Below are 22,544 nucleotides of genomic sequence, written 5' to 3'. Positions count from 1 at the left end.
ATAATCATCTTATTATAGAGCGTGGATTAAATCCAGGATGTGTACTGGGACCAAACGCTCTAATTTTTTCACGTGCTGATGCTGGATGGAAAGGGTTTATTAATTCTACATAATGTAAATCAATTAAAAAATGGGCAGTATTGGACTGGATGATTTCCTGCAATTTTTTTTCGGCATTTTCCTTATTGGAAAAAAGTTGGGCGTCTTCCAGCATTATCCCCCAATATTCTTGCGGGGTGAACCACACAACCCGCCCATCCAGAAGACGATTTGCGGTTAAAACATAATAATCAGATTGATCGGCCTGCCTGTCTTGAGAAACCACAATAGGTAATTCCTTTTTATAACTATACAAGTATGTATATATAACATTATTTTTTATAATTACACAAAAAAAATAGTAAAAGGAAAAATTATCCTTTTACCATAAGGATAAATGAAGATGATGTTTTATCGATTCATCAAGACAGATATATTGGCGTTTTCAAGCATGTAACGTGTGACCCCTCCCAGAATCAGCTGCTGCCAACGTGGGTGGGAATAGGCACCCATGCATAACATGTCCGCTCCTATCTCATTACAGGTTGAAAGGATTGTATTTCCAACATCCCTGTCATTGCCCAATTGATGGGGAGTTGCTTGAATGTTATGGAATTTGAGATAGTTAACAACATCTTGAATTTTTTTACCATGATTTTCATAATCATTCGTATATAGGATATAGACCTGTTCAGCATAATGAAGCCATCTCAAACTTGCATGCAGGGCGGCGGCTGATTCTGCGCTGCCATTCCAGCAGATACAGATTTTTTTGCCGGTTGTCAGGGGTTTTTGTTTGGGGGCGATAATGATGGGGCGGCCACTATCGAATAATAGGGTATGAAGTGCTTCGGAAGAGGAAATTTCGCTGTCTGAATCGGGGTGAGAAATCACCGTTATGTCGGACAAGCGTGCCCAGTAGGTAATTAATTCATTTTCCCGTCCAACCATATTGGTGAAACTGGCCGTAATTTTTTCCTTAGCAGATTCAGTAAGGTCTGGGTCGGTTAATTCGATATTGTATTTATCGATAAAATTATCGAATATTTCTCGGGCAAGTTTTAACCGTTTTTGATTTTCTGAGGCGGCAATATTCATGACCTCTTCAATCATGGATCCGGACAATCCCTCACTAGTAAGCGGAATGAGGTCTTTTCTATCGGGTTGAATATGGATAACGGCAAGATGAGCATTATAGTTTTTTGAGAGGTAATAGGCAGTGGTTAGAGTAGATTCAGATAAAGGGGTGCCTTGAATAGGAATGAGTATTTTCTTGACGCTAAGCATTGTTTATTCCCTTTCCTTAAAATAAACGGGGTATAATCTTGGATATTAATCGCTTATTTGATTTTTTAATAGATAAAATGAATTCTAGGCTGAAATAGAGCGCTGAAAAGAATCACATTTTTGTGACAGGAATGCTGGAGCTTAATTAAAACAAAAAGTTTGAGGGGTATTATTTGATAATGTTTGGGTTTAATCTCTAAAGATTGTATCCATAATGAAAATGATTTCTTTTCTTTTTTTTTTGTTTTAAAATGAACGCCAATTTAGGAATTGTTCTGTCTACTTTTTAATTGTCAAAAGACATACAAAAACAAAAAATCTATTAAGGGGTGTTATGATAACGAAAAATGATGTTTTGCCTGTAAAGGGAAATTTGATGCAAGGAAAACGCGGTTTGATTATGGGTTTGGCCAATAATCATTCGATAGCATGGGGAATATCGCGTGCTTGTGCGTTACAAGGGGCAGAGCTTGTTTTTACTTATCAGGGAGATGCCTTGAAAAAAAGGGTCGCCCCTTTGGCCGAAAGTTTGGGATCAACCTATCTTTTGCCTTGTGATGTCAGTAAAGATGAGGATATCAGCAACGTATTTGAAGATATTGCCCAAAAATGGGGAAAACTAGATTTTGTTGTTCATGCGATTGGATGGGCTGATAAACAATATTTGCGTGGACGTTATGTTGATACTCCTAGAGAGGCATTTTTAACAGCCATGGATATCTCATGCTATTCTTTTACTGCTGTTGCAAAAGAGGCCGCAAGATTAATGCCAGATGGTGGATCACTTCTTACCTTGACATATCTGGGATCTGAACGTGTGATGCCTCATTATAACGTTATGGGTGTAGCCAAGGCGGCTTTGGAGGCTTCCGTGCAGTATATGGCAGCAGATCTTGGACCTGATAATATTCGTGTCAATGCGGTTTCCGCCGGTCCTATCAAAACATTGGCGGCAAGTGGAATAGGCGATTTCCGTTATATCCTGAAATGGAATCAGCTTAATTCTCCTTTACAACGTAACGTTACCATTGATGAAGTTGGCGGGGCGGGTTTGTATTTCCTTTCTGATTTATCTAGAGGGGTCACAGGTGAAATACATCATGTTGATTGTGGTTATCATCTGGTTGGAATGAAAAATCCTGATGCACCTGATATTGCCTTGTCAGATAATTAATCAATTTTACAGTGAGTGAACAGTAACGTGTCGTGTAATAGTTTTGGAAGCTTGTTCAGGGTTACGACATGGGGGGAAAGTCATGGGCCTGCAATCGGATGTGTTGTTGACGGGTGTCCTCCCTTGATTCCGCTTTCTGAGAAATTGATTCAACCTTGGCTGGATTTACGCAGACCTGGACAATCCTCATTTACAACCACGCGTAATGAGCCTGATCAGGTGAAGATATTATCAGGTGTGTTTGAAGGTAAAACGACAGGCACTCCTATATCATTATTGATTGAAAACACCAATCAGCGTTCCAAGGATTATTCCAATATCGCTCAGTCCTACCGTCCAGGTCATGCAGATATTACCTATGATTTGAAATATGGTATACGGGATTATCGAGGGGGAGGAAGATCTTCAGCCAGGGAAACAGCCATGCGTGTTGCTGCTGGAGCGATTGCCCGTTTGATTTTGGGAAATTCAATTTTTATTCGTGGGGCCCTAATTCAGATTGGGGATAAAAAAATCAATCGTGACCGATGGTCATGGGACGAGGTTAAAAAAAATGATTTTTTTTGTCCCGATGCACAAATGGTCGAGATTTGGAAGAATGAATTATCCATAATCCGTAAGGCTGGGTCATCCATCGGTGCGGTGATTGAAGTGGTGGCCGAAGGGGTTCCGGCAGGATTGGGGGCGCCAATTTATGGAAAACTGGACGCTGATATTGCCCAGGCCATGATGAGTATCAATGCCGTAAAAGCTGTTGAAATCGGTGAAGGCTTTGCCGCTGCAACCTTACGGGGTGAAGAGAATGCTGATCCTATATATCTTGAAAATTGTAAGCTTTCATTTGCCTCTAATCATGCGGGTGGTATTCTGGGCGGTATTTCCAGCGGTCAACCAATTGTGGTCCGTTTTGCAGTTAAACCGACAAGCTCAATTCTTGTCCCTCAACCTTCAATTAATTCAGAAGGTGAATCTGTTGAAGTAATTACCAAAGGTCGACATGATCCTTGTGTCGGTATACGGGCTGTTCCAGTTGGAGAGGCCATGTTTGCCTGTGTCTTGGCAGATCATTGGTTAAGGCATCGCGGTCAAATCGGAAAATTTGGGGAGATAATTCATAAATAATAGAAACTATCATTATATTGATGAACTGTATTTTATAAATAATCAGCTATTTTGATTTCAAGTTTAATGAAAATGTGGTTATACTTTTAAAAAATAAATTTTGGTTTCAAAGTTTATTGGGACTGCCAGACTATGGATGATAATAAAAAACAGAATACTGATTTTGAAAAAGAATTTGTAAGGGATCAATTAATTAAGGTGGCAAGAAACTCTGCTGCAAAAGGCATTCCAGCAGATGTGTTTGAGGCGTTGTTGATTACTTTATCCGATGAAATCGATTTCAAAGCCATAATGATAGAAAATTAAGAGAAAAGTGCAGTGAGTTTAGATCCTTATACCATTTTGGGAATATCGAAAACAGCCAGTCAGGATGAGATACGTAAAGCGTATCGAAAATTGGCAAAAAAATATCATCCTGACCTAAATCCCGGAAATAAAGAGGCTGAGGATAAATTTAAAGCGATTAGCGTTGCGAATGAATTGCTTTCAGATCCAGAAAAGAGGGCCCGTTTTGATCGTGGTGAGATTGACATTCATGGTCAGGAACAGGGCTTTCCGGGGGGAGGTGCCGGATATCGTCATTATGCTGATGGAGCGCAAGGATTTCGGTACAGTCAGGGTGAAGGAATGCACGGTAATCAATTTTCCGAGGATGATTTGCAGGATCTATTGAACCGGTTTGGCGGCGGTGGCTGGGGTGGTTTCTCTGGTCGGGGTTTTTCTCAAGGAAGATCCAGTAGGGGCCCACAGAAAGGGCAGGATCGACGCTATAGTCTGAAAATTAGTTTTCTGGATGCAGTTAATGGTACAACATCGAGAATTACCTTACCTGAAGGAGGAACACTTGATGTTAAAATCCCTCCTGGAATTGATGATGGTCAGACCTTAAGGTTGCGCGGAAAAGGGGATCCTGGCTTTCAAAATGGTCCTGCCGGGGATGCCTTGATTACCATTCAGGTAATGCCTCATGCCTATTTTAAAAGAGATGGTCAGGATATAAGAATGACGTGGCCTGTTGATCTAAAGACAGCGGTTTTGGGCGGTAAGCTGACTGTTCCAACCCCTACCGGTGAGGTTGCGTTAAATGTGCCGGCTCATTCAGATAGCGGAACTGTACTAAGGTTACGTGGACGGGGTATCCCATCCCGTAAAAATCTTGAGGCTGGGAATCTATATGTAACTTTACAAATTACGATTGGTAAAGTCGATCCCGCTTTGGAAGAGTTTTTACGTAAATCCATTGATCAATCCAATTAAATCTAAAAAATGTAAAAGGGAAAGAAAATGATAACCCTTGAAATGTTATGCTATAATTTACCTGAAATAACAGCCAATGATGTCTATCACTGGATAAATAATCAATGGTTGAGGCCAGAAAAGAAAGAGGGAAATTATTTATTTAAGGAGATTGATGAGGCAAGGGCCAAATTAATTCTTGAATTAAGGGATCATTTGGGAGTGGCAGAAGATTCAATGTCTCTGGTTCTGCAACTTTTGGATCAGCTTTATACGACGCGACGACAAATGCGTTATTTATGTGAAGTGATTTCCACGGAGAAATATCCTGATGTTCAACAAATTTTACGTCGTATTCTAGATGATCATTCAACGATTGAGATCAATTAGTTACATAAATGAAACAGAACGATTTAATAAAGCTGAAAGTTCTGCTCTTGCATTTTGATCCTGTTGGAAAACACCAAGCAATTTTGATGTAACCATAGATACACTTGGGTTATGCACACCTCTGGTTGTCATGCATTGATGAGTGGCCTCAATGATTACAGCGACCCCTCTAGGTTGTAATACCTCTTGGATTATATTGGCGATTTCCGCTGTCATTCTTTCTTGAATTTGTAATCTTTTGGCAAAAACCTCTACAATCCTGGCCAGTTTGGAAATGCCGACGACATAGTTATTGGGTAAATAGGCAACATGAGCCTTTCCAATAATTGGAACCATATGGTGTTCGCAATGACTTTCAAAGCGAATGTCACGTAAAAGGACAATTTCCTTATATCCACCGACTTCTTCAAATGTTCGGCCAAGGATTTCTTTCGGGTTTTCTTTATAGCCAGAAAAAAATTCGGCATAGGCATTTATAACACGGCTTGGCGTATCTATTAACCCCTCACGATCCGGATCATCACCAGCCCAGCGAATAAGGGTACGCACCGCTTCTTCAGCTTCTGAACGAGAGGGGGCGGAAGTTTTTTTATCAGTCATATTCTATAAATCTTTTAAACCAGTAAAACTGTTCAATGTTTCTGTTTGGTATGAAGTAATTTTGGACAATATAAAAAGATATATATTAATTTTGTAAAGGGAAAATTAAACGGTTTTGTTTAAAATGAAACTACACGATTTTATTATATTTTCCTTCAGTATTAAAATATATGGAAAAAATTAATATATTTTCAATTTAAAAGATTACTTATTTATTGTTTGTTTTTGCAAAAAAATTGTTAATTTATCAAATCCTTTTTGCAGATCCTCAAGTAAATCCTGTGGATCCTCCATTCCTACTGAAAAGCGGATAATGCCATCAGTAATTCCGAGTTTTAAACGATCCTCTGGACTGACCTTCATATGTGTTGTTGTTGCCGGGTGCGTTACAATACTCCGACTATCACCAAGATTATTACAAATTAATATGAGCTGTAAGGCATTCATGAATGTAAATGCACCTTTTTTCCCCCCATTGACTTCAAAGGCGATCATGGCACCTGGCGCATCCATTTGTTTGCAGGCAAGGCCATATTGAGGATGTGAGTGTAATCCGGGATATCGAATAAGATTAACAACATCAGATTTTTCAATAAATTCTGCGCAGATTTTTGCATTTTCGGTCATTTTTTCCATACGAAGTGGAAAAGTTTCCAGACCTTTCAGCAATATCCACGCATCAAAAGCTGAAATTGTAAGTCCTGTATTATGAACAAAAGGTATAATATCGGCTTCAAGCAAGTCTTTACTACCTAGAATAGCACCTCCTAGGACACGCCCCTGTCCATCCATATGTTTTGTACAAGAATAGACAACAAGATCAGCCCCTACTTTCAAAGGTTTTTGATATAATGGAGTGGCAAAAACATTGTCAATAATCAATATTCCTCCTGCCTGATGGGTCAAGTCAGCAATTTGCCGAATATCCAGAATGTCTAGCATTGGATTGGAAGGGCTTTCAATCAAAACAGCTGCTGCAGGTTTGGATAATGCTTTTTTCCATTCCTGAATATTCGTGCCTTCAACAAAAGCGGTTTCGATTCCTAATTTTGGTAAAAAATTTTCAACAATCCAGTAACTTGATCCAAAAAGCGCCTTAGAGGCGATAACACGGTTCCCACGTTTCAAATTGGAAAATAATGCAGCAAAAATTGCGCTCATTCCTGTTGAGGTGGCAACACAACATTCAGCCTCTTCCAAATGAATAAGTCGATTTTCAAGGTTGGTAATGGTAGGGTTATTAACACGGCTATATTGATAATGCCTTTCTTTTTTTTGGAAAGTGCGTTCTGCTTGTTCTGCACTTTCATAAATGAACCCAGATGTTAAAAAAAGAGCTTCACATGTTTCAGCAAAGGAAGAACGTTCAATATTATCATGAAGTAAACGAGTGGCTAGGCGATGGGAAGAGGTTTTGTTCATAATATTTCTCTTTGATAACCATAAGGAGCGTTCATGATAGAGGAATGCAAGAAAAGTGGTTAGTAATTTCTTTATTTTTTAAAAATTATCAAAAAAGATATATTTTTCTATTCAATTTGGTTATTTTAATATGAAATGTTATTTTTCAAATTTTGGCGGGTGTAATTCAATGGTAGAATGACAGCTTCCCAAGCTGTTCATGAGGGTTCGATTCCCTTCATCCGCTCCAAGAAATATTCTTTATTTTAAACTACATAATATCGATAAAATTGATTATTTAGATATTCAACCTAATTTAGTATTATTGTTTTATCTTAATCATAAATAAAACAATTAATTACTTTAATATTAAATTGAGGGATATAGTGAAAAATTATGATGTAGTTATAATTGGGGGTGGACTTGCCGGATTGACATTGGCCAGTCAATTGCTGCGTGATATACCTGATATTTCCATTTGTCTTATTCATGATGCAAAATTTCCCAATGAAGAGACAGCTTTCAAAGTTGGAGAGGCAACAATTGATTTGGGTGGGTATTATCTTAGGGAATTGCTGGGAGATGAATATCTAGGTCGGGAACATTTTATAAAAATGGGAATGCGGTTTATTTATACAAATGATGAATTCTATAAAGAAATGGGAATTAGAAATTTTCCCAAAAAAAATTCCTATCAATTTGAACGTGGCAAACTGGAAAATCATTTTTTTTCATTATTACAAGATAAAATTGATATTTTACAAAATACGCGTTTTCTTGATGTTGAAGATGAGGGGCATTTTAAAAGAATCCACGTAGTTGAATTGAGCAAAGTCCAGAAAATCATTAATTCTCGTTGGATTGTTGATGCATCCGGACGGAAAAAAGTTATTTCCAGGAAGTATAATTTATCAAGCAAAGGTAATTTACCCAATTCTTCAGTCTGGTTTAGAGTCAAGGGGGCTGTTCTGGTAGATGAAATCTATCCGGCAGAAGAAGATAACCCTTTTTATGGCATGGATAGAAGCTACAGTTCCTTACATATTGATGGAAAGGGATATTGGATCTGGGTTCTTCGGCTTTCTGATCATACGACCAGTGTGGGAATATGTTTTAGTGAGAATATTCATCAATTTGACAGTTTATCGGATTTGGAAAAAACCTTTGAATGGTTAAAAACGCATGAAAGGGTTTTTTATGATTATTTGCTGAAGAAACAATTTTCCATCCTTGATTTTAAATATTTGAGAAAATACGCATCTATTGCGCAGCCCTGTATCTCTGAAAATCATTGGGCATTAACAGGGGATGCATGCATTTTTTTGGATCCAGTTTATTCAAGTGGTATAGATTTGATGTGCATTGAAAACACGTTTATAGTTGATGTCCTTGCACAGGAAAAAAATGGTCAAGACATAAAAGAACGTATGGCATTTTATAATTCGGTCATATCAGATCTGGTAATTGCTTATAGTAACGTATTTGATAAAATGTACGAACAAAAAGATAATTGGTATTATATTTTTGTTAAATATGTTGTTGATTCCGTATTTTATTTTGGATCAATTTGCCCCTGTTTCATGAATAAGGGAATGAGAGATTTTAAAAACGCAAAGATTATATGGGATAAAATTCATAAAATTTATATGGAATATGATAAGGTGAATTCCATACTCAAAACCAAGAAATTTTCTGAAAACAATAGGCAGAATAATTTGGACTTACCAAGATTTATCAATCTTTCTGAAAGTCTATTTGCCAAAATAAACAGTTATTTGACGGAACCTGATAATGACCTGGAGAAATTGATTAACCTGTTACAGGATAATTACCAGGTCATGTGTAAAATATGTGAATATATTTCTTCCGATAGGAATTTATATGATTTGTATATTAGAAGGGATGGACAGCCAGAAATCTTTCATACTTCATGGCGTTATGGTGAATTTTTTCCCAATCCAGAAATGGTGAATAGAAATTAATTATTTTCTGATATAGATATTTATATTTTATTATTCTGAAAGTGGCATTTTTATAGAAAAAGCGTTTACGTATTGATTCTTTGAATATTTTTAATTATAAATTATTAGTTTTTGTTACTAGATTGATTGATTTTAAAACTAAATTCTTATTGTTTTGTTGAATCGGAATGTTTGTTTTAACGCCGCCCTAAGTTAGCACTGTGTAACTAATTTTATTATTTCTGTTTTTTTAAAAAAACAGGAACAGGATTGATGCGATCAGTCTGTTATTGATTAATTTTTCAATTTAAAAATATTTATAGGATTATAATATGTTGCTGTCTTGTAATCGACAAGAATGGCTTGGAAATATTCGTGCGGATATTCTATCTGGTATTGTGGTTGCATTGGCCCTGATACCAGAGTCAATTGCTTTTTCCATTATTACTGGGGTTGATCCGAGTGTAGGACTTTATTCGGCCTTTGCCATTCCTTGTGTCATTTCGTTATTTGGCGGACGTCCTGGAATGATATCCTCATCGACGGGTTCAATGGCTTTACTGATGGGGCCTTTGGTAAAGACTCATGGATTGAGTTATTTACTCGCAGCATCAATTCTTGCAGGTATTTTTCAGATCATTGCCGGATATTTGAAACTTGGTGAATTAATGCGTTTTGTTTCCCATTCTGTCGTGACTGGTTTTGTAAATGCGTTGGCAATTTTGATTTTTATGGCACAGCTTCCGCAATTAGTGCATGTGACATGGCATGTTTACGTGATTGTTGGTGGTGGATTGGCAATTATTTACCTTTTCCCTTATTTAACGAAATTAATACCGTCTCCCTTGATATGTATTATTATAATGACCGCCATTTCAATCGGTTATGGTTTAAATATTCCAACGGTGGGTGATATGGGTAAATTGCCAGATTCTTTACCAATTTTGGCTATTCCAGATATTCCTTTGAACTTTCATACCCTCATGATCATTTTACCATATTCTGCTGGACTGGCAGCGGTCGGATTACTTGAAACCATGATGACAGCAACGATCGTTGATGAATTCACGGATACTTCAAGTGATAAAAATCGTGAGTGTAAGGGGCAGGGAATTGCCAATATCTGTACTGCTTTTCTGGGGGGTATGGCTGGATGTGCCATGATTGGTCAATCGGTTATTAATATCAAGTCCGGAGGAAGGGGACGATTATCTACCTTGGTGGCTGGTATTTTCTTGCTCATTCTTGTTGTTTTTTTAAAGGAATGGGTGGCCCGGATTCCTATGGCCGCCTTGGTGGCTGTGATGATCATGGTTTCTATTAGTACTTTTTCCTGGCGTTCAATTCTTGATTTAAAAAAATATCCGCTTTCTACCAATATTGTCATGATTCTAACGGTCTGTGTTGTGGTTGGAACAAATAATCTGGCCTATGGAGTATTAACAGGCGTGCTGGTTGCCTCTCTTGTTTTCGCAAGCAAGGTTTCACATTTCATGCTGATTAAATCAGAAAAAAAAGATCAGTCTCGTATTTATAAAGTGAATGGTCATGTATTCTTTGTAACGGTTGATCGTTTTATAAATAGCTTTGATCTCAAGGAAGAAATTAAGAATGTTACAGTCGATCTAACCCATGCGCATTTTTGGGATGTAAGTTCAGTTATGGCATTGGATAAGGTTGTCATCCATTTTCGCCAACGTGGTATAAAAGTGGAGGTTCAGGGAATGAACGATGCCACGGCGACCATCATTGACCGTTTTGGCATCCATGATAAACCAGAGGAAATCGAAAAGGTTATCGGGAGTTATTAATCAGGATTATTCTTGGTGATATATATAGTTAATGTGTTTATATCGCTTATTCAGGTTATTTATGAATGGATTTTTTTAATCCATTTAGATTGGGTCCCTGTTGGGTTTCAACATAAGTTGTTTTATTCCATATCCAGACATCTGAACCTTCAATTATCAAATCATGCATCCCCTTGTGGGATGTTTTTTTTATTTCAATATTGCCAGTAACAGAATCGAGTATTTTTACCCAATGATTGTTACGGTTAAGATAGGCTGTGGTGGTACAGCCTCCAGACCCACAAAGACTGGCGGATTGTAACTGGGTAAATAGAACAGTTTGCGGTTTTTTTGTGCTGGAGAGGTTTGCATTGCCAATAAGGATAAGCGGTTTCTCACCATGTTGAACAGCAAAATTAATATCGGTTTTATTCAAGTTATATGCAATTGTTGAAAAATTGTTCGCAGGTTGGGGGGTTAAAACGACTCTTCCTGATTTTGGATTTTGATAATTTCTGTTTTTTTTCGTATGACGGGAAACTGCATAAGAGGATTGGACAGTAAAAGCAAAGGCACTGATTATACAAAATACAACAAGTTTTTTATTCATAATTATTAAGACCTTTTTCTAAACAAGAATATTTGATATTAATAGATGAACTTTTTAAAAAAACTAACTTATACAGAGATAACATTTTTAATTTCAAATGATTATATAAGATAGTGCAGTTTATGGCAAAGAGATGATTTCTGGGATGGATTTTCATATTTTATAGTAAAAAGGATACCTGTATTATTTATGGTAACTTCAGGGATTAAACAGGTTGCAGCTGACGAAACACAAAATGAATCTATTCAGAAATTACTTTTTACTGAAGGACTTGTTTTGGAAAATGGTCAAAAACTAAACCACTTGGAAATTGCATATCAGACTTATGGAAAGTTGTCATCAGCCAAGGATAATGCAATTTTGATTTGTCATGCTTTAACTGGCGATCAGTATGTTACAGGTATTAATCCAATCAGCAAGAAACCTGGTTGGTGGAGCAGAATGGTTGGTCCTGGGCTACCTATTGATACAGACAAATATTTTATAATTTGTAGTAATGTTTTAGGAAGCTGCATGGGAACGACAGGACCACGCTCCATACGAACAGATCATCAGAAAATAGGCTATTGGGGAATAGACTTTCCTGCAATTACCATTAGGGATATGGTCAATGCCCAAAAACTTCTAATCGATCATTTCAAAATTGATCAGTTGTTTGCCGTTATCGGTGGTTCAATGGGAGGAATGCAGGTATTGCAATGGGCGGTAAGCTATCCAGATCAAGTTTATGCAGCTATACCAATTGCCACCTCGTCTTTTCATTCGGCACAGAATATTGCATTTAATGAAGTGGGAAGACAGGCCATATTTTCAGACCCCGATTGGCAAAATGGAGATTATTGGCGATATGGTGTTATCCCGTCCAGAGGGTTGGCTGTAGCACGTATGATGGCACATATTACCTATTTGTCAGAAGATGCATTAAACCGAAAATTTGGACGGAGATTGCAAGAAACAATGATAGATTCTTCGTCGCCAATTTTCGGGGAAATGTTCCAGGTAGAAAGCTATTTGCATTATCAGGGATCGAATTTTGTAAGACGTTTTGATGCAAATTCTTATGTGACAATCTCCCGGGCAATGGATTGGTTTGATTTGTCCCAAGCTTATGATGGGGATCTGGTCAAGGCATTTTCACAGGTTAAATCCAGATTTTGTGTTATCAGTTTTTCTTCTGACTGGCTTTTTCCCACTTCACGGTCAAGAGTGATAGTCAAGGCATTAAATCGTGTTGGAGCCAAGGTTTCTTTTGTTGAAATTGTAAGTGATAAAGGGCATGATGCCTTCTTGTTGGATGAACCGGATCTCGATCATGTAATCAGCGGTTTTCTGGCAGGAATTAAAAGACAGAGGCAATTGGAAAATAATGCGTCTTGATCAATGTTGTATTGTTGACATGATTCAGCAAAATTCAACAATACTGGATATTGGATGTGGTGATGGTACATTAATCGATTATCTGTGCTGTAATCATCAATGTGATGCACGAGGAATAGAGTTGGATATGTCCTGTGTTACCAAGGCGGTAAGTAAAGGCTTATCTGTAATTCAGGGAAACGCAGATTTTGACTTGCAGAATTATCCCACGGATGGTTTTGATTATGTCGTATTATCGAGGACTCTACAGGCGGTTAATCGCCCACGTGAAGTTTTGCAACAAATGTTGCGAATAGGACGGTATGCTATTGTTTCATTTCCAAATTTTGGTCATTGGACTGTAAGAATGCAACTGCTTCTTAAGGGACATATGCCCATGACAAAAGTATGGGGAACCCATTGGTTTGAGACGCCGAATATTCATCCCTGTACCTTAACAGATTTTGTATCACTATGTAAACAAGAGGGATATCATATTAGTCAGTGGATGGCTATTGATGATCATGGCGAGGGGGAAAAGGCCCCCTGGCGACGTTCAATACGTTTGGCCAATTTTTTTGGGGAACAGGCCTTATTTTTGCTGACACGTTGATTAAATGAGACAATCAATGCAACTGTTACATATCTGATATTATATTGATTATATATAAACAAAATTGATATTCATTGGATTAGTTAACAGAGTATTTTAGATTTCTATTTTTATGTCATGAATTGGTTAATAGAATTGACGGGGTTGGATAATATTACTCTATCATTTACATTACATCATGGTTTTGTAGAGTCATATTTCTTATGGGTACGAATAAAATTTTTAGAATAATTTTTTAATATTTGATTGAGGTTTAAAAGAAGTAATGCGAGACTTGGATCGGTCTTCTGAAAGTCATATTTTTGTTGAAAAACATCATTCCCCTTTAAAGATATCATTTCATGGATGGATAAAAATTATAATGGCGACCATTCATACACTAATTGATGGTCCATATATGCTGGTCGCAGCTGGTTGCGCATTTTTTTCTACCTTGTCACTATTTCCTTCTATAAGTAGCTTGATTTCCATTTATGGGCTGGTTTTTGATCCACAAACGGTTGAGCCACAACTGGAATTTCTACAACATTTTTTCCCCCCGAATGTTTATGTTTTTTTACAGGAAATGATTAACAGTATTGTCGAGCAAACCCATTCCACTTTAACAATACAATTGGTTGTTTCCATTTTGTTCGCTCTTTGGTCTGCATCCATTGGGACAAAGGGTTTGGTTACGGGGCTAAACGTTGCCTATAATACACATGAGACACGGAGTTACTTGAAATTTCAGGTTCTATCTGTTGTTTTGACATTCTGCGCTATTTTGGGAACGATTATGACCCTTGCGGTTATTGTTGCTTTACCGGCAATTTTAAATATTTTGCCATATCAATTTCTAAATATTCTTACAGATTACTTTCCAGCTTACAATATGGTGAGAATAAGTAGTAACATTATTGTTTTTCTTTTTGCAACGTGGACTTTTGCTTTATTTTACCGTTTTGGGCCCTGCCGTTCCAACGTGCATTGGCGTTGGACATGTCCAGGCGCTTTTATCGCCACAATTTTATGGTTGTTGGCTGCCTTTTCTTTTTCTTATTACGTTGCCCATTTTGCAAATTTTACAAGTACTTACGGCCCATTGGGAACCGTGGTTGCTGTTATGATGTGGTTTCTGGTTTCCTGCTATGTTGTTCTGGTTGGTGCTCAGTTCAATGCCCAGATAGAAGGATATATCTTGGATAGAAGCGAGGCTTCTAACAAGATACCATAGTCATAGAAAATTATTGGGGAGTTTCAGCAACTTCGATATTATTCAGGGGTTTAATTGTTACATGGGCAGTTCCCCGGCTTAACATGCCAATTTTTGCTGCAGCAGCTTTTGATAGATCAATAATGCGATGTTTTACGAAAGGGCCGCGATCGTTAATGGTGACGATGACTGAGTGCCCTGTATCTTCTGATTTAACCAACACTTTGCTTCCCAAAGGAAGGGTAGGATGAGCTGCGGTAAAATTCTGGTTGTTGAATGTTGAGCCAGAGGCTGTTTTACGTCTTTGCGTATGTCGCCCGCCGTACCAGCTGGCAATACCGCTTTGAAAAGCTGTTTCATCTGTACTGATGATCATGTCTGCAGGATGTCTATTTTTGTGAAGAGTGTAGGGCATCACTCTTTTCTTTAATTTTCGAATCCGGTGAGAGGTGATCTTATGAGAACCGGAGTTAGCATATACTTGCATGGATTGAACATTTAATCCGATAACAAGTGACAAAGCCAGTAATTTATTTCGACGTTTCATATACCCTGTTTATTATAGCGTTTTTTAATCATAATGATTAAGAAAACTGCCATAATTCCTTTAAGTTAATATAAACCATGTTAAAAGCTAGAGAAAAAAAATGGCAAAAAAATGAAAAGATTTGCTTTTGTAACTTTACGCTAATACAATTGACGCACATATGGCAAATAATTTGTTTAATCTATTGTTTCTGGCTGAAATGATATAAATAGACATAGTTTATCAAAAAATTAAGAGAAAATTTAATTAATTTGTTGACTGTTTATAAGAGAGGCTTTTTAAATTCATATAGTGTTAAACCTGATTAAAGGCATGAATAACTAGTGATGGAATTGCCCCTCGTATATGTTTTGAATGGTCCTAATTTAAATATGTTAGGAATGCGTCAGCCAAATGTGTATGGTCATGCAACCTTGGATGATGTAGAACAAATCTGTATTCAAAATGCAGAACAGCTCGAAATAGCAATTGATTTTCGCCAATCCAATGATGAGGGGGAACTTGTTTCCTGGATTCAGGAGTGTAGGGGAAAAGCAAAGGGAATTATCATTAATGCAGGAGCATATAGTCATACTTCTATAGCAATTTTAGATGCTTTACTGGCAGTTGATTTACCTGTTATAGAGGTACATATATCAAATATTTACCGCCGGGAATCATTTCGGCATCATTCTTATGTTTCTCATGCGGCGACAGGGGTAATCTGTGGATTGGGTATTCAGGGTTATGCCTTGGCCTTGGCTGCGTTGGCAAATCTTATATTGGAAGAGGATAGTTGATGAGCAAAATGCTCGTAGATGTAGAAGTTATTCGTAAATTGGCTGATATTTTAACTGAAACAGGGTTAACAGAAATCGAGGTTTCCGAAAAGGATCAGCATATTCGCGTCGTAAAGAATATTACCGTTAACGCAAGTCCAGTAACAGCTCCCGTTTCCATGGCTCCTGTCATGAATTCCGAGCCTGTGCCTGTAACGGTTAATAATGATGATGCCAAACAGGAAGAAGATCTCTCTAAACATCCTGGCGCGCTGCTAAGTCCAATGATTGGTGTGGCCTATTTAACGCCGGAACCTTCTGCCCCCCCTTTTGTAACTGTTGGACAAGAGGTTCAGTCTGGACAGATCATCATGCTTATTGAAGCGATGAAAACGTTTAATCAAATTCGTGCCCATAAATCAGGAAAATTGACGCGTATGCTTGTTAATTCCGGTGATCCAGTAGAATATGGTGAGGTTCTGGCGGTAATTGAATAAAATGTTTTCAAAGATTTTAATTGCGAATCGTGGAGAAATTGCTCTTCGTATTTTACGGGCATGTCGTGAAATGGGCATTAAAACCGTTGCTGTGCATTCAACTGCGGATACAGATGCAATGCATGTGCGTTTGGCAGATGAAAGCGTATGTATTGGTCCCCCTTCAGTCACAGACAGTTATTTGAATAAGAGGGCAATTTTATCTGCAGCAGCCATCACAGGAGCCGAAGCAATTCATCCTGGTTATGGTTTTCTTTCCGAGAATGCAGATTTTGCCGAATTGGTTGAAGAGCATGGGTTTGTTTTTATTGGTCCTTCTGCCCAGCATATTCGTATGATGGGTGATAAGATCCAGGCCAAAACAACCATGAAGAAATTCAATGTTCCTCTGGTTCCAGGTTCAGATGGGGCCCTGTCAGATCTTGCTACAGCAAAAGAGGTTGCAAATAAGATTGGTTATCCAGTTTTGATCAAGGCTTCTGCTGGGGGTGGAGGTCGCGGCATGAAAGTTGCTTCTACAGAAACAGAGTTGGAAGAGGCGTGGCAGGTTGCAAGGGCTGAAGCAAAAATGGCTTTTGGTAATGACGAAGTTTATATGGAAAAATATTTGGATAAACCTCGTCATATAGAAGTTCAGATTATTGGCGATCAACATGGTAATGTCTTATTTTTGGGTGAGCGGGACTGTTCTTTGCAGAGACGGCATCAAAAAGTGTTGGAAGAAGCTTTGTCTTCTTGTCTAACTGTAAAGGAACGTGATTTTATTGGTAAAGTTGCCACCCATGCCATGCAGCAATTGGGATATAAAAATGCCGGTACGCTTGAATTTCTTTATCAGGATGGACAATTTTGTTTTATTGAGATGAATACGCGTTTACAGGTTGAACATCCTGTTACCGAACTGGTTACCGATGTTGATCTTGTTGCCGAGCAAATTCGTGTGGCTGCAGGAGAAAAATTAAAATTAAGCCAAAAAGACATTCAGTTTAAAGGACATGCAATAGAATGCCGTATTAATGCCGAGGACCCTGAAAATTTTGTACCCAATCCTGGAAAAATCGAAGTTTTTCATTCTCCAGGTGGACTGGGGGTTCGTTTGGATAGCGCTTTATATGTTGGTTATACTATTCCACCATATTATGATAGTATGATTGCCAAATTAATTGCTTATGGACATGACAGGGCAACTGCAATTGCAAGAATGCAAAGAGCATTGGAGGAAATGGTTGTGACAGGTGTAAAAACAACCATTCCATTACAGCAGAAAATATTGGCAGATAAAGAGTTCCAGAAAGGTGACTATACCATTCATTGGCTGGAACATTTTATTGAGAAAAACAAAGCTGAATATAATTGAAGCTTTATTCATTATAAGTGATTGCTGAAAATAAGGGGACGTCAATTTTTTCGCGTCCCTTTAAATTTTTTAGTTCAATTAAGGCAGCTGCTCCGATGATATTGGCACCAGTTTTACGTAAAAGTTTAATAGCGGCCTGCAACGTTCCACCAGTTGCGAGCAAGTCGTCAATAATAACAACGCGCTGTCCGGGCTTGATTGCATCTTCCTGAATATGGATACAATTTTGTCCATATTCCAAATCGTAATCAATTGAAATCGTTTTTCCAGGTAATTTTCCGGGTTTACGAATCATTATCATTCCACAGCCTAATGCTGTTGCAAGGGGTGATGCACTAACAAATCCTCTTGATTCAATTCCGGCAATTAGATCGGGTTGCCAAGCTGCAATTCCATGTGCCATACGTGCAGAAGCAATCTGCCAGGCATCAGCATTGCGTAGAAGTGTGGAGATATCGTAAAATAATATGCCTTCATGAGGATAGTTAGGAATAGTACGAATATATTTTTTTAAATCTATATTGGTGGGTGGTGTGAAATCTGTTTGATTAGGTGCGTTGCTCATTTCTAACAATCATTAATAAATTTAACATAAACCATTCATGTTTTAAAAGGTTCAAATACGTCACGCAATAAATTTATTGATCTTATGAATGTAGGTTATTTTTCTGCCAGTTTTTTTTTCTTTTTTCACAAAACTTTTCCACAAAAGGCATTAATCGTAGGATAAAATATGGTTTTAGCATCAAAAGTTTAGTTTGCAATCCTGACCATTTGGGAATGTAATATTCCAATCCTTTTTTCTTGAGGGCTTTCATAATTGTTTTACAGACAATTTCGGGTTCAAGAGGTGGAGAGCAGAAATTAAGCAAAGACCCTCCATTTTGCATTTCATTATGAAGCATTTGCGTGTTAATGGCGCCAGGAAAAATGGATGAAACATATATTTTCCGGGGACGGAGCTCCATGGCCAACGCCAAGGCAAATCCACGTAAACCATATTTACTGGCAGAATATAATGCGCTGTCTTTTAGGGGGAAAATACCTCCCAATGAATTTACAAAAATAATTGAGCTTTTTTTACGCATAAGCGGAAGTAAGCCCTTGGTCAAAAAAATGGCCCCATTAAGATTTACCTGAAGTTGGTTAAGTATTAATTGATCACTTAAATTTGAAAACGAACCTGGATAAATATTTCCTGCACAATGGATTAAAGCATTAATATGATGGAATTGTTTTTTAATATCCTCACATAAATACTGTATTTCATTAAGATGAGAAATATCGCAAATACGAATAATGACTTTATCTCCATAATGGAGAGAAATTTGTTCTAATTGCGCAAGATTTCTTGCAATCATAATAATTTTGTAATGTTCTTCTAAAAGGTAAGAAACAAGTTTTTTGCCCAACCCCCCGGTTGCTCCAGTAAGAACAGCGATTTTATTAGATTGTTTAAAAATATTTAAATTCATTTAGATAAATCTCAAACTTAAAAGGTCATTATACTAAGTTATAGAATACTATTTAATTAAGTATAACATAATATTTTAAAATATAAGATATTTAGGTTTATATAGCGTAATTAATCAAACTTGTTTATTTTTATCATAAAATAATTTTATGAATTAAATGTTATAAGAAGTATCGAGCAATGAATAAAATTGTTGTTTTAACTGGAGCCGGGATCAGTCAGGAATCGGGTCTTGATACGTTTCGTGATGCTAATGGGATCTGGGCGAAATATAATATGGAAGAAGTTTGCACCTTGGAAGGATTTAAGAAAAATCCTGAAAAATTACATGAATTTTATAATCAGTTACGTTCGAATTTGCCTAAATATTTACCCAATGCCGCTCATATTGCCTTGGCGAAACTTGAACAGGCTGTCTTGAAAAAAGAAATTGAAGCTGAATTGGTTTTGATAACGCAAAATATTGATGATTTACATGAACGTGCCGGGAGCCGTTTTCTTTATCATATGCATGGAGAATTGTACAAGATAAGATGCACAACATGTGATCGACGTATGGAATGGCATAAGTCATGTTTTCCATATACATCTTGTCCATATTGTCATGCTGTGACATTACGGCCAGATATTGTATGGTTTGGGGAAATGCCTTATTATATGCAAGAAATTGGAAGGGCATTATCAGATTGTAACTTATTTGTCGCCATTGGCACTTCCGGTGTAGTCTATCCTGCTGCGGGGTTTGTAAACGAAGTACAGGGGCGAGCGAAAACAATCGAGTTAAATCTGGAACATTCTATGGGCACATCAAATTTTGATGAATCCTGGCAAGGTTCAGCAACAGAATTGGTTCCCGAATTTGTCAATTATTTATTAAACGCCTATCAGAAATAAGGGAAAAGAATGACTGACTCTTTAAACCGTCTTTTGAAAGAGGTTCGGGCTTGTCATATCTGCAGGGATTTACCTTTGGGTCCAAAACCCATTTTACAGGTAGGTTCGTCTAAAGTGCGGTTGTTAATCACTGGACAGGCTCCGGGTACACGTGCACATGAAACGGGAATAACGTTTAACGATCCTTCGGGGGATCGTTTGCGTGAATGGATGGGAATTAACCGATCCTTATTTTATAATGATCAATTGATTTCAATTATTCCAATGGGATTTTGTTATCCAGGCAGTTATGAAAGAGGTGGGGACTTACCTCCTCGTAAAGAATGTGCGCCACAATGGAGAGCCAAACTTTTGAAATTATTGCCTAATATTGAATTAACCCTTCTGGTTGGATCTTATGCACAAAATTATGTCTTGGGAAAAGGAAGCCTAACAGAACGAGTTAAGAATTTTCGGGATTATTTACCTAATTTTTTGCCTCTTCCTCATCCTTCATGGCGGACAAGAATTTGGGCAAAAAAGAACCCTTTTTTTGAAACGGAAGTTTTACCAGAGTTGAAAAAAAGGGTTTGCGATATTTTGAGTTTAAACATGAAATCTTAAATATTTATTTAATAACTTATCATATTAAATAAAGGAAACTGCATATTGGCAGAAGTTGAAAATAATTTTTTTATAGCCAACTTATAATTTTTCCAACATTATGTATATGTATTTTAGATTGTTCTTTTTTGGATAAAAGATTATATGCCAAGATAAAATCTGCATAGGTTATATCTTCACTATTTTGATATAAGTAATTATAAAAACTGTATAGATCATGTACAGAATCAGGTGAAACATTGAAATTAATTTCTAAATCCTTTGATTTCAGTTGAAGGTATTCCCATTCCTTACAAATGTTTTTGTTGACATCTACATCTCCAAAAAAACCTGTATCAGGATTTAACGACATAAATTTTTTAGAATAAGGTGTTTGTAATGAATGGTAAGGTGTATTATCAATTGAGCAAACTGAAAATTGATAGGTTGATGAAAATTTATTTAAAAATTTAATAATGAAAGGAATAGTAGATATGGAATTGCTTTCTTTATAGAAAAGATAAATCAAATTTGGTTTATGATTGTATATAACGCCATATATTGGTATCATGTTTTGTATATTTTCAAAATTAAATAAATATCCTTCACGCATATGTAAAGCTAGATACCGTTCTTTTGTTGAGCAAAGTTTGAAACAATTTGATTGCTTGTTGTTGGATTTTTTCTTGTTAAAAGATCCCGTAATTTCAAATATATAACGATATACACATTCCTGTTTAAGGGTTACTAAGATTTCATTGGCTTTTTTGATGAAATCTTTTCTTTCTTCGTGTTGTATATCATTTCTATTGAAATGCTTCCATCGACCTTCTGAATTTATCAAATCTGTATTTAGGCGGTATTGAATTCTAATTATATAATCTTCCATCGATCGGTTAATATAATGGTTGATACATGCATTATCCCATATAACAGTATCACTATCAGCACGTTTGTTTGAAACAGGTAATCCACACGCATTTGCATAATTTTGAGGGATTGTTTTGAAATAATGAGGATTCTCATATTCAAACGAGTAATTTCTAGGCCTTATAAAACATTTTGTTAATAAAGTATCGGAAAAATTTTTATCACAGTGCTTAGTATAAGCTTCATAGGTTGGAATTTTGCTCTTTAAAACTCTATCTGAATTTCCATAAATTCTCCAATTTAAAGAAATACCATTATAGTGTAAGAATCTTTTAAAAAAATCCTGTATAGATAGATCGTGTTCTAGTGATACATATTCATCGGCATCCAAAAATCCAATCCAGTCATATTCTTGATTCAATGCTTTTCGACAAGCGCTTTCAAATGCATTAGCTTGTCGATCATAAAAATAAGGAATACTGACAGGATTTGTTAGTTCAATTTCAATATTATATATATTAGAAACAGTTTTTAATATTTCATATGTTCCATCTGTTGAGTGATCATCATAAATAAAAAATTTATCGATACCGATAGCAAGATGCCAAGAAATCCATGATAAAATGTTTGGATTTTCATTTTTAAGAAATAAAGCGAGACAAATTTTCATACTTAAATAACTTTTTAGAAAAATAACAATAATACGTATTTAAAATTATAAATATATCGAAATAATAATATAAAAATAGCAAAAAATTAATTATTTTTTAATTTTTCTTAATGTTAAGTTATTA

The 22,544-nt window shown here is 36.7% G+C and carries 24 protein-coding genes and 1 tRNA gene; 16 read left to right on the top strand and 9 right to left on the bottom strand.

Features of this window, described 5'->3' with window-relative positions; all coding sequences use genetic code 11:
• Window positions 1–4: 4 nt before the first annotated feature.
• On the bottom strand, window positions 5–325 hold the full coding sequence (locus H3R28_RS05960; RefSeq protein ID WP_162988503.1) for a DUF2849 domain-containing protein: 321 nt from the start codon (window positions 323–325) through the stop codon (window positions 5–7).
• A 125-nt stretch (window positions 326–450) separates the two neighbouring features.
• Complete coding sequence (locus H3R28_RS05955; protein WP_198210158.1) at window positions 451–1,326, bottom strand: universal stress protein; 876 nt, start codon at window positions 1,324–1,326, stop codon at window positions 451–453.
• Between the two features lie 334 nt (window positions 1,327–1,660).
• On the opposite strand from H3R28_RS05955, the gene fabI reads away from it, so the two are divergent.
• The 5 genes from fabI (at window position 1,661) to H3R28_RS05930 (ending at window position 5,248) form a co-directional block, all read left to right on the top strand.
• Window positions 1,661–2,500, top strand: a complete 840-nt coding sequence (gene fabI / locus H3R28_RS05950; protein WP_110439241.1) for an enoyl-ACP reductase FabI — start codon at window positions 1,661–1,663, stop codon at window positions 2,498–2,500.
• Window positions 2,501–2,527: 27 nt separating this feature from the next.
• Entirely contained in the window at window positions 2,528–3,622 is a 1,095-nt protein-coding gene (gene aroC, locus H3R28_RS05945) for a chorismate synthase (RefSeq protein ID WP_198210156.1), read from the top strand.
• Window positions 3,623–3,754: 132 nt separating this feature from the next.
• A complete protein-coding gene (locus H3R28_RS05940) occupies window positions 3,755–3,928 on the top strand; it encodes a hypothetical protein (protein WP_155564776.1) in 174 nt (57 codons plus the stop codon).
• Window positions 3,929–3,940: 12 nt separating this feature from the next.
• Window positions 3,941–4,879 carry a DnaJ C-terminal domain-containing protein gene (locus H3R28_RS05935; protein ID WP_198210149.1) on the top strand — a complete coding sequence of 313 codons (939 nt, stop codon included), beginning with the start codon at window positions 3,941–3,943 and terminating at the stop codon, window positions 4,877–4,879.
• 27 nt (window positions 4,880–4,906) lie between these two features.
• Complete coding sequence (locus H3R28_RS05930; RefSeq protein WP_110439244.1) at window positions 4,907–5,248, top strand: hypothetical protein; 342 nt, start codon at window positions 4,907–4,909, stop codon at window positions 5,246–5,248.
• Here H3R28_RS05930 and folE read toward each other — a convergent pair whose 3' ends face one another.
• Together folE and H3R28_RS05920 are read right to left on the bottom strand one after the other, a co-directional pair.
• Complete coding sequence (folE, locus tag H3R28_RS05925) at window positions 5,249–5,848, bottom strand: GTP cyclohydrolase I FolE (protein ID WP_155564777.1); 600 nt, start codon at window positions 5,846–5,848, stop codon at window positions 5,249–5,251.
• A gap of 204 nt (window positions 5,849–6,052) precedes the next feature.
• Window positions 6,053–7,270 carry a PLP-dependent aspartate aminotransferase family protein gene (locus tag H3R28_RS05920; RefSeq protein ID WP_198210140.1) on the bottom strand — a complete coding sequence of 406 codons (1,218 nt, stop codon included), beginning with the start codon at window positions 7,268–7,270 and terminating at the stop codon, window positions 6,053–6,055.
• A gap of 155 nt (window positions 7,271–7,425) precedes the next feature.
• Here H3R28_RS05920 and H3R28_RS05915 point away from each other — a divergent pair.
• From H3R28_RS05915 to H3R28_RS05905, 3 genes are all read left to right on the top strand, one after another.
• Window positions 7,426–7,499: transfer RNA gene (locus H3R28_RS05915), tRNA-Gly, on the top strand.
• Window positions 7,500–7,635: 136 nt separating this feature from the next.
• A complete protein-coding gene (locus tag H3R28_RS05910) occupies window positions 7,636–9,231 on the top strand; it encodes a lycopene cyclase family protein (RefSeq protein ID WP_198210138.1) in 1,596 nt (531 codons plus the stop codon).
• Window positions 9,232–9,545: 314 nt separating this feature from the next.
• Window positions 9,546–11,021 (top strand): SulP family inorganic anion transporter, encoded by a 1,476-nt coding sequence (locus H3R28_RS05905; RefSeq protein WP_370552837.1) that lies wholly within the window; start codon window positions 9,546–9,548, stop codon window positions 11,019–11,021.
• 55 nt (window positions 11,022–11,076) lie between these two features.
• On the opposite strand, the gene H3R28_RS05900 is transcribed toward H3R28_RS05905, so the two are convergent.
• Window positions 11,077–11,610: a hypothetical protein gene (locus H3R28_RS05900; protein ID WP_198210134.1), complete on the bottom strand. Its 534-nt coding sequence runs from the start codon at window positions 11,608–11,610 to the stop codon at window positions 11,077–11,079.
• A gap of 189 nt (window positions 11,611–11,799) precedes the next feature.
• Here H3R28_RS05900 and H3R28_RS05895 point away from each other — a divergent pair, with 189 nt between their 5' ends.
• The 3 genes from H3R28_RS05895 to H3R28_RS05885 all read left to right on the top strand — a co-directional run bounded on the left by H3R28_RS05895 (window position 11,800) and on the right by H3R28_RS05885 (window position 14,792).
• Window positions 11,800–12,987 (top strand): homoserine O-acetyltransferase, encoded by a 1,188-nt coding sequence (locus tag H3R28_RS05895; RefSeq protein WP_198210132.1) that lies wholly within the window; start codon window positions 11,800–11,802, stop codon window positions 12,985–12,987.
• Entirely contained in the window at window positions 12,977–13,579 is a 603-nt protein-coding gene (metW, locus tag H3R28_RS05890; protein ID WP_122122823.1) for a methionine biosynthesis protein MetW, read from the top strand. The genes H3R28_RS05895 and metW overlap by 11 nt, the downstream gene beginning before the upstream one ends.
• Before the next feature lie 265 nt (window positions 13,580–13,844).
• Window positions 13,845–14,792 (top strand): YihY/virulence factor BrkB family protein, encoded by a 948-nt coding sequence (locus H3R28_RS05885; protein ID WP_198210130.1) that lies wholly within the window; start codon window positions 13,845–13,847, stop codon window positions 14,790–14,792.
• A 10-nt stretch (window positions 14,793–14,802) separates the two neighbouring features.
• On the opposite strand, the gene H3R28_RS05880 is transcribed toward H3R28_RS05885, so the two are convergent.
• A complete protein-coding gene (locus H3R28_RS05880; RefSeq protein ID WP_196424188.1) occupies window positions 14,803–15,318 on the bottom strand; it encodes a septal ring lytic transglycosylase RlpA family protein in 516 nt (171 codons plus the stop codon).
• Between the two features lie 326 nt (window positions 15,319–15,644).
• Between H3R28_RS05880 and aroQ the strand changes: the two genes are divergently transcribed.
• Genes aroQ through accC form a run of 3 tightly spaced genes read left to right on the top strand, consistent with a single transcriptional unit; the run spans window position 15,645 to window position 17,930 of the window.
• The gene (aroQ, locus tag H3R28_RS05875) at window positions 15,645–16,097 is read left to right on the top strand and encodes a type II 3-dehydroquinate dehydratase (protein ID WP_110439253.1); all 453 of its coding nucleotides are present in this window, start codon (window positions 15,645–15,647) and stop codon (window positions 16,095–16,097) included.
• Window positions 16,097–16,573: a biotin/lipoyl-containing protein gene (locus tag H3R28_RS05870; RefSeq protein WP_198210128.1), complete on the top strand. Its 477-nt coding sequence runs from the start codon at window positions 16,097–16,099 to the stop codon at window positions 16,571–16,573. The genes aroQ and H3R28_RS05870 overlap by 1 nt, the downstream gene beginning before the upstream one ends.
• A gap of 1 nt (window position 16,574) precedes the next feature.
• Window positions 16,575–17,930, top strand: coding sequence for an acetyl-CoA carboxylase biotin carboxylase subunit (accC, locus tag H3R28_RS05865; protein ID WP_198210126.1), 1,356 nt, complete (start codon window positions 16,575–16,577; stop codon window positions 17,928–17,930).
• Between the two features lie 4 nt (window positions 17,931–17,934).
• Here accC and H3R28_RS05860 read toward each other — a convergent pair whose 3' ends face one another.
• Window positions 17,935–18,495 carry an adenine phosphoribosyltransferase gene (locus H3R28_RS05860; RefSeq protein WP_110439256.1) on the bottom strand — a complete coding sequence of 187 codons (561 nt, stop codon included), beginning with the start codon at window positions 18,493–18,495 and terminating at the stop codon, window positions 17,935–17,937.
• Window positions 18,496–18,577: 82 nt separating this feature from the next.
• Complete coding sequence (locus H3R28_RS05855) at window positions 18,578–19,405, bottom strand: SDR family oxidoreductase (RefSeq protein WP_122122825.1); 828 nt, start codon at window positions 19,403–19,405, stop codon at window positions 18,578–18,580.
• 179 nt (window positions 19,406–19,584) lie between these two features.
• Between H3R28_RS05855 and H3R28_RS05850 the strand changes: the two genes are divergently transcribed.
• Window positions 19,585–20,298, top strand: coding sequence for an NAD-dependent deacylase (locus tag H3R28_RS05850; RefSeq protein ID WP_110439258.1), 714 nt, complete (start codon window positions 19,585–19,587; stop codon window positions 20,296–20,298).
• 9 nt (window positions 20,299–20,307) lie between these two features.
• Window positions 20,308–20,901, top strand: coding sequence for a uracil-DNA glycosylase family protein (locus H3R28_RS05845; RefSeq protein WP_155567513.1), 594 nt, complete (start codon window positions 20,308–20,310; stop codon window positions 20,899–20,901).
• Between the two features lie 70 nt (window positions 20,902–20,971).
• Here the strand turns inward: H3R28_RS05845 and H3R28_RS05840 are convergent, their stop codons facing one another.
• Window positions 20,972–22,420 (bottom strand): glycosyltransferase family 2 protein, encoded by a 1,449-nt coding sequence (locus tag H3R28_RS05840; protein ID WP_198210124.1) that lies wholly within the window; start codon window positions 22,418–22,420, stop codon window positions 20,972–20,974.
• Between the last annotated feature and the right edge of the window lie 124 nt (window positions 22,421–22,544).

Origin of the sequence: Commensalibacter sp. M0268, assembly GCF_016101925.1 — a bacterium.
In the GTDB taxonomy this organism is placed as follows: Bacteria; Pseudomonadota; Alphaproteobacteria; order Acetobacterales; family Acetobacteraceae; genus Commensalibacter; species Commensalibacter melissae.
Note: the sequence above shows the minus strand (reverse complement) of the source record. Positions and strands in the feature narration are given on the sequence as shown.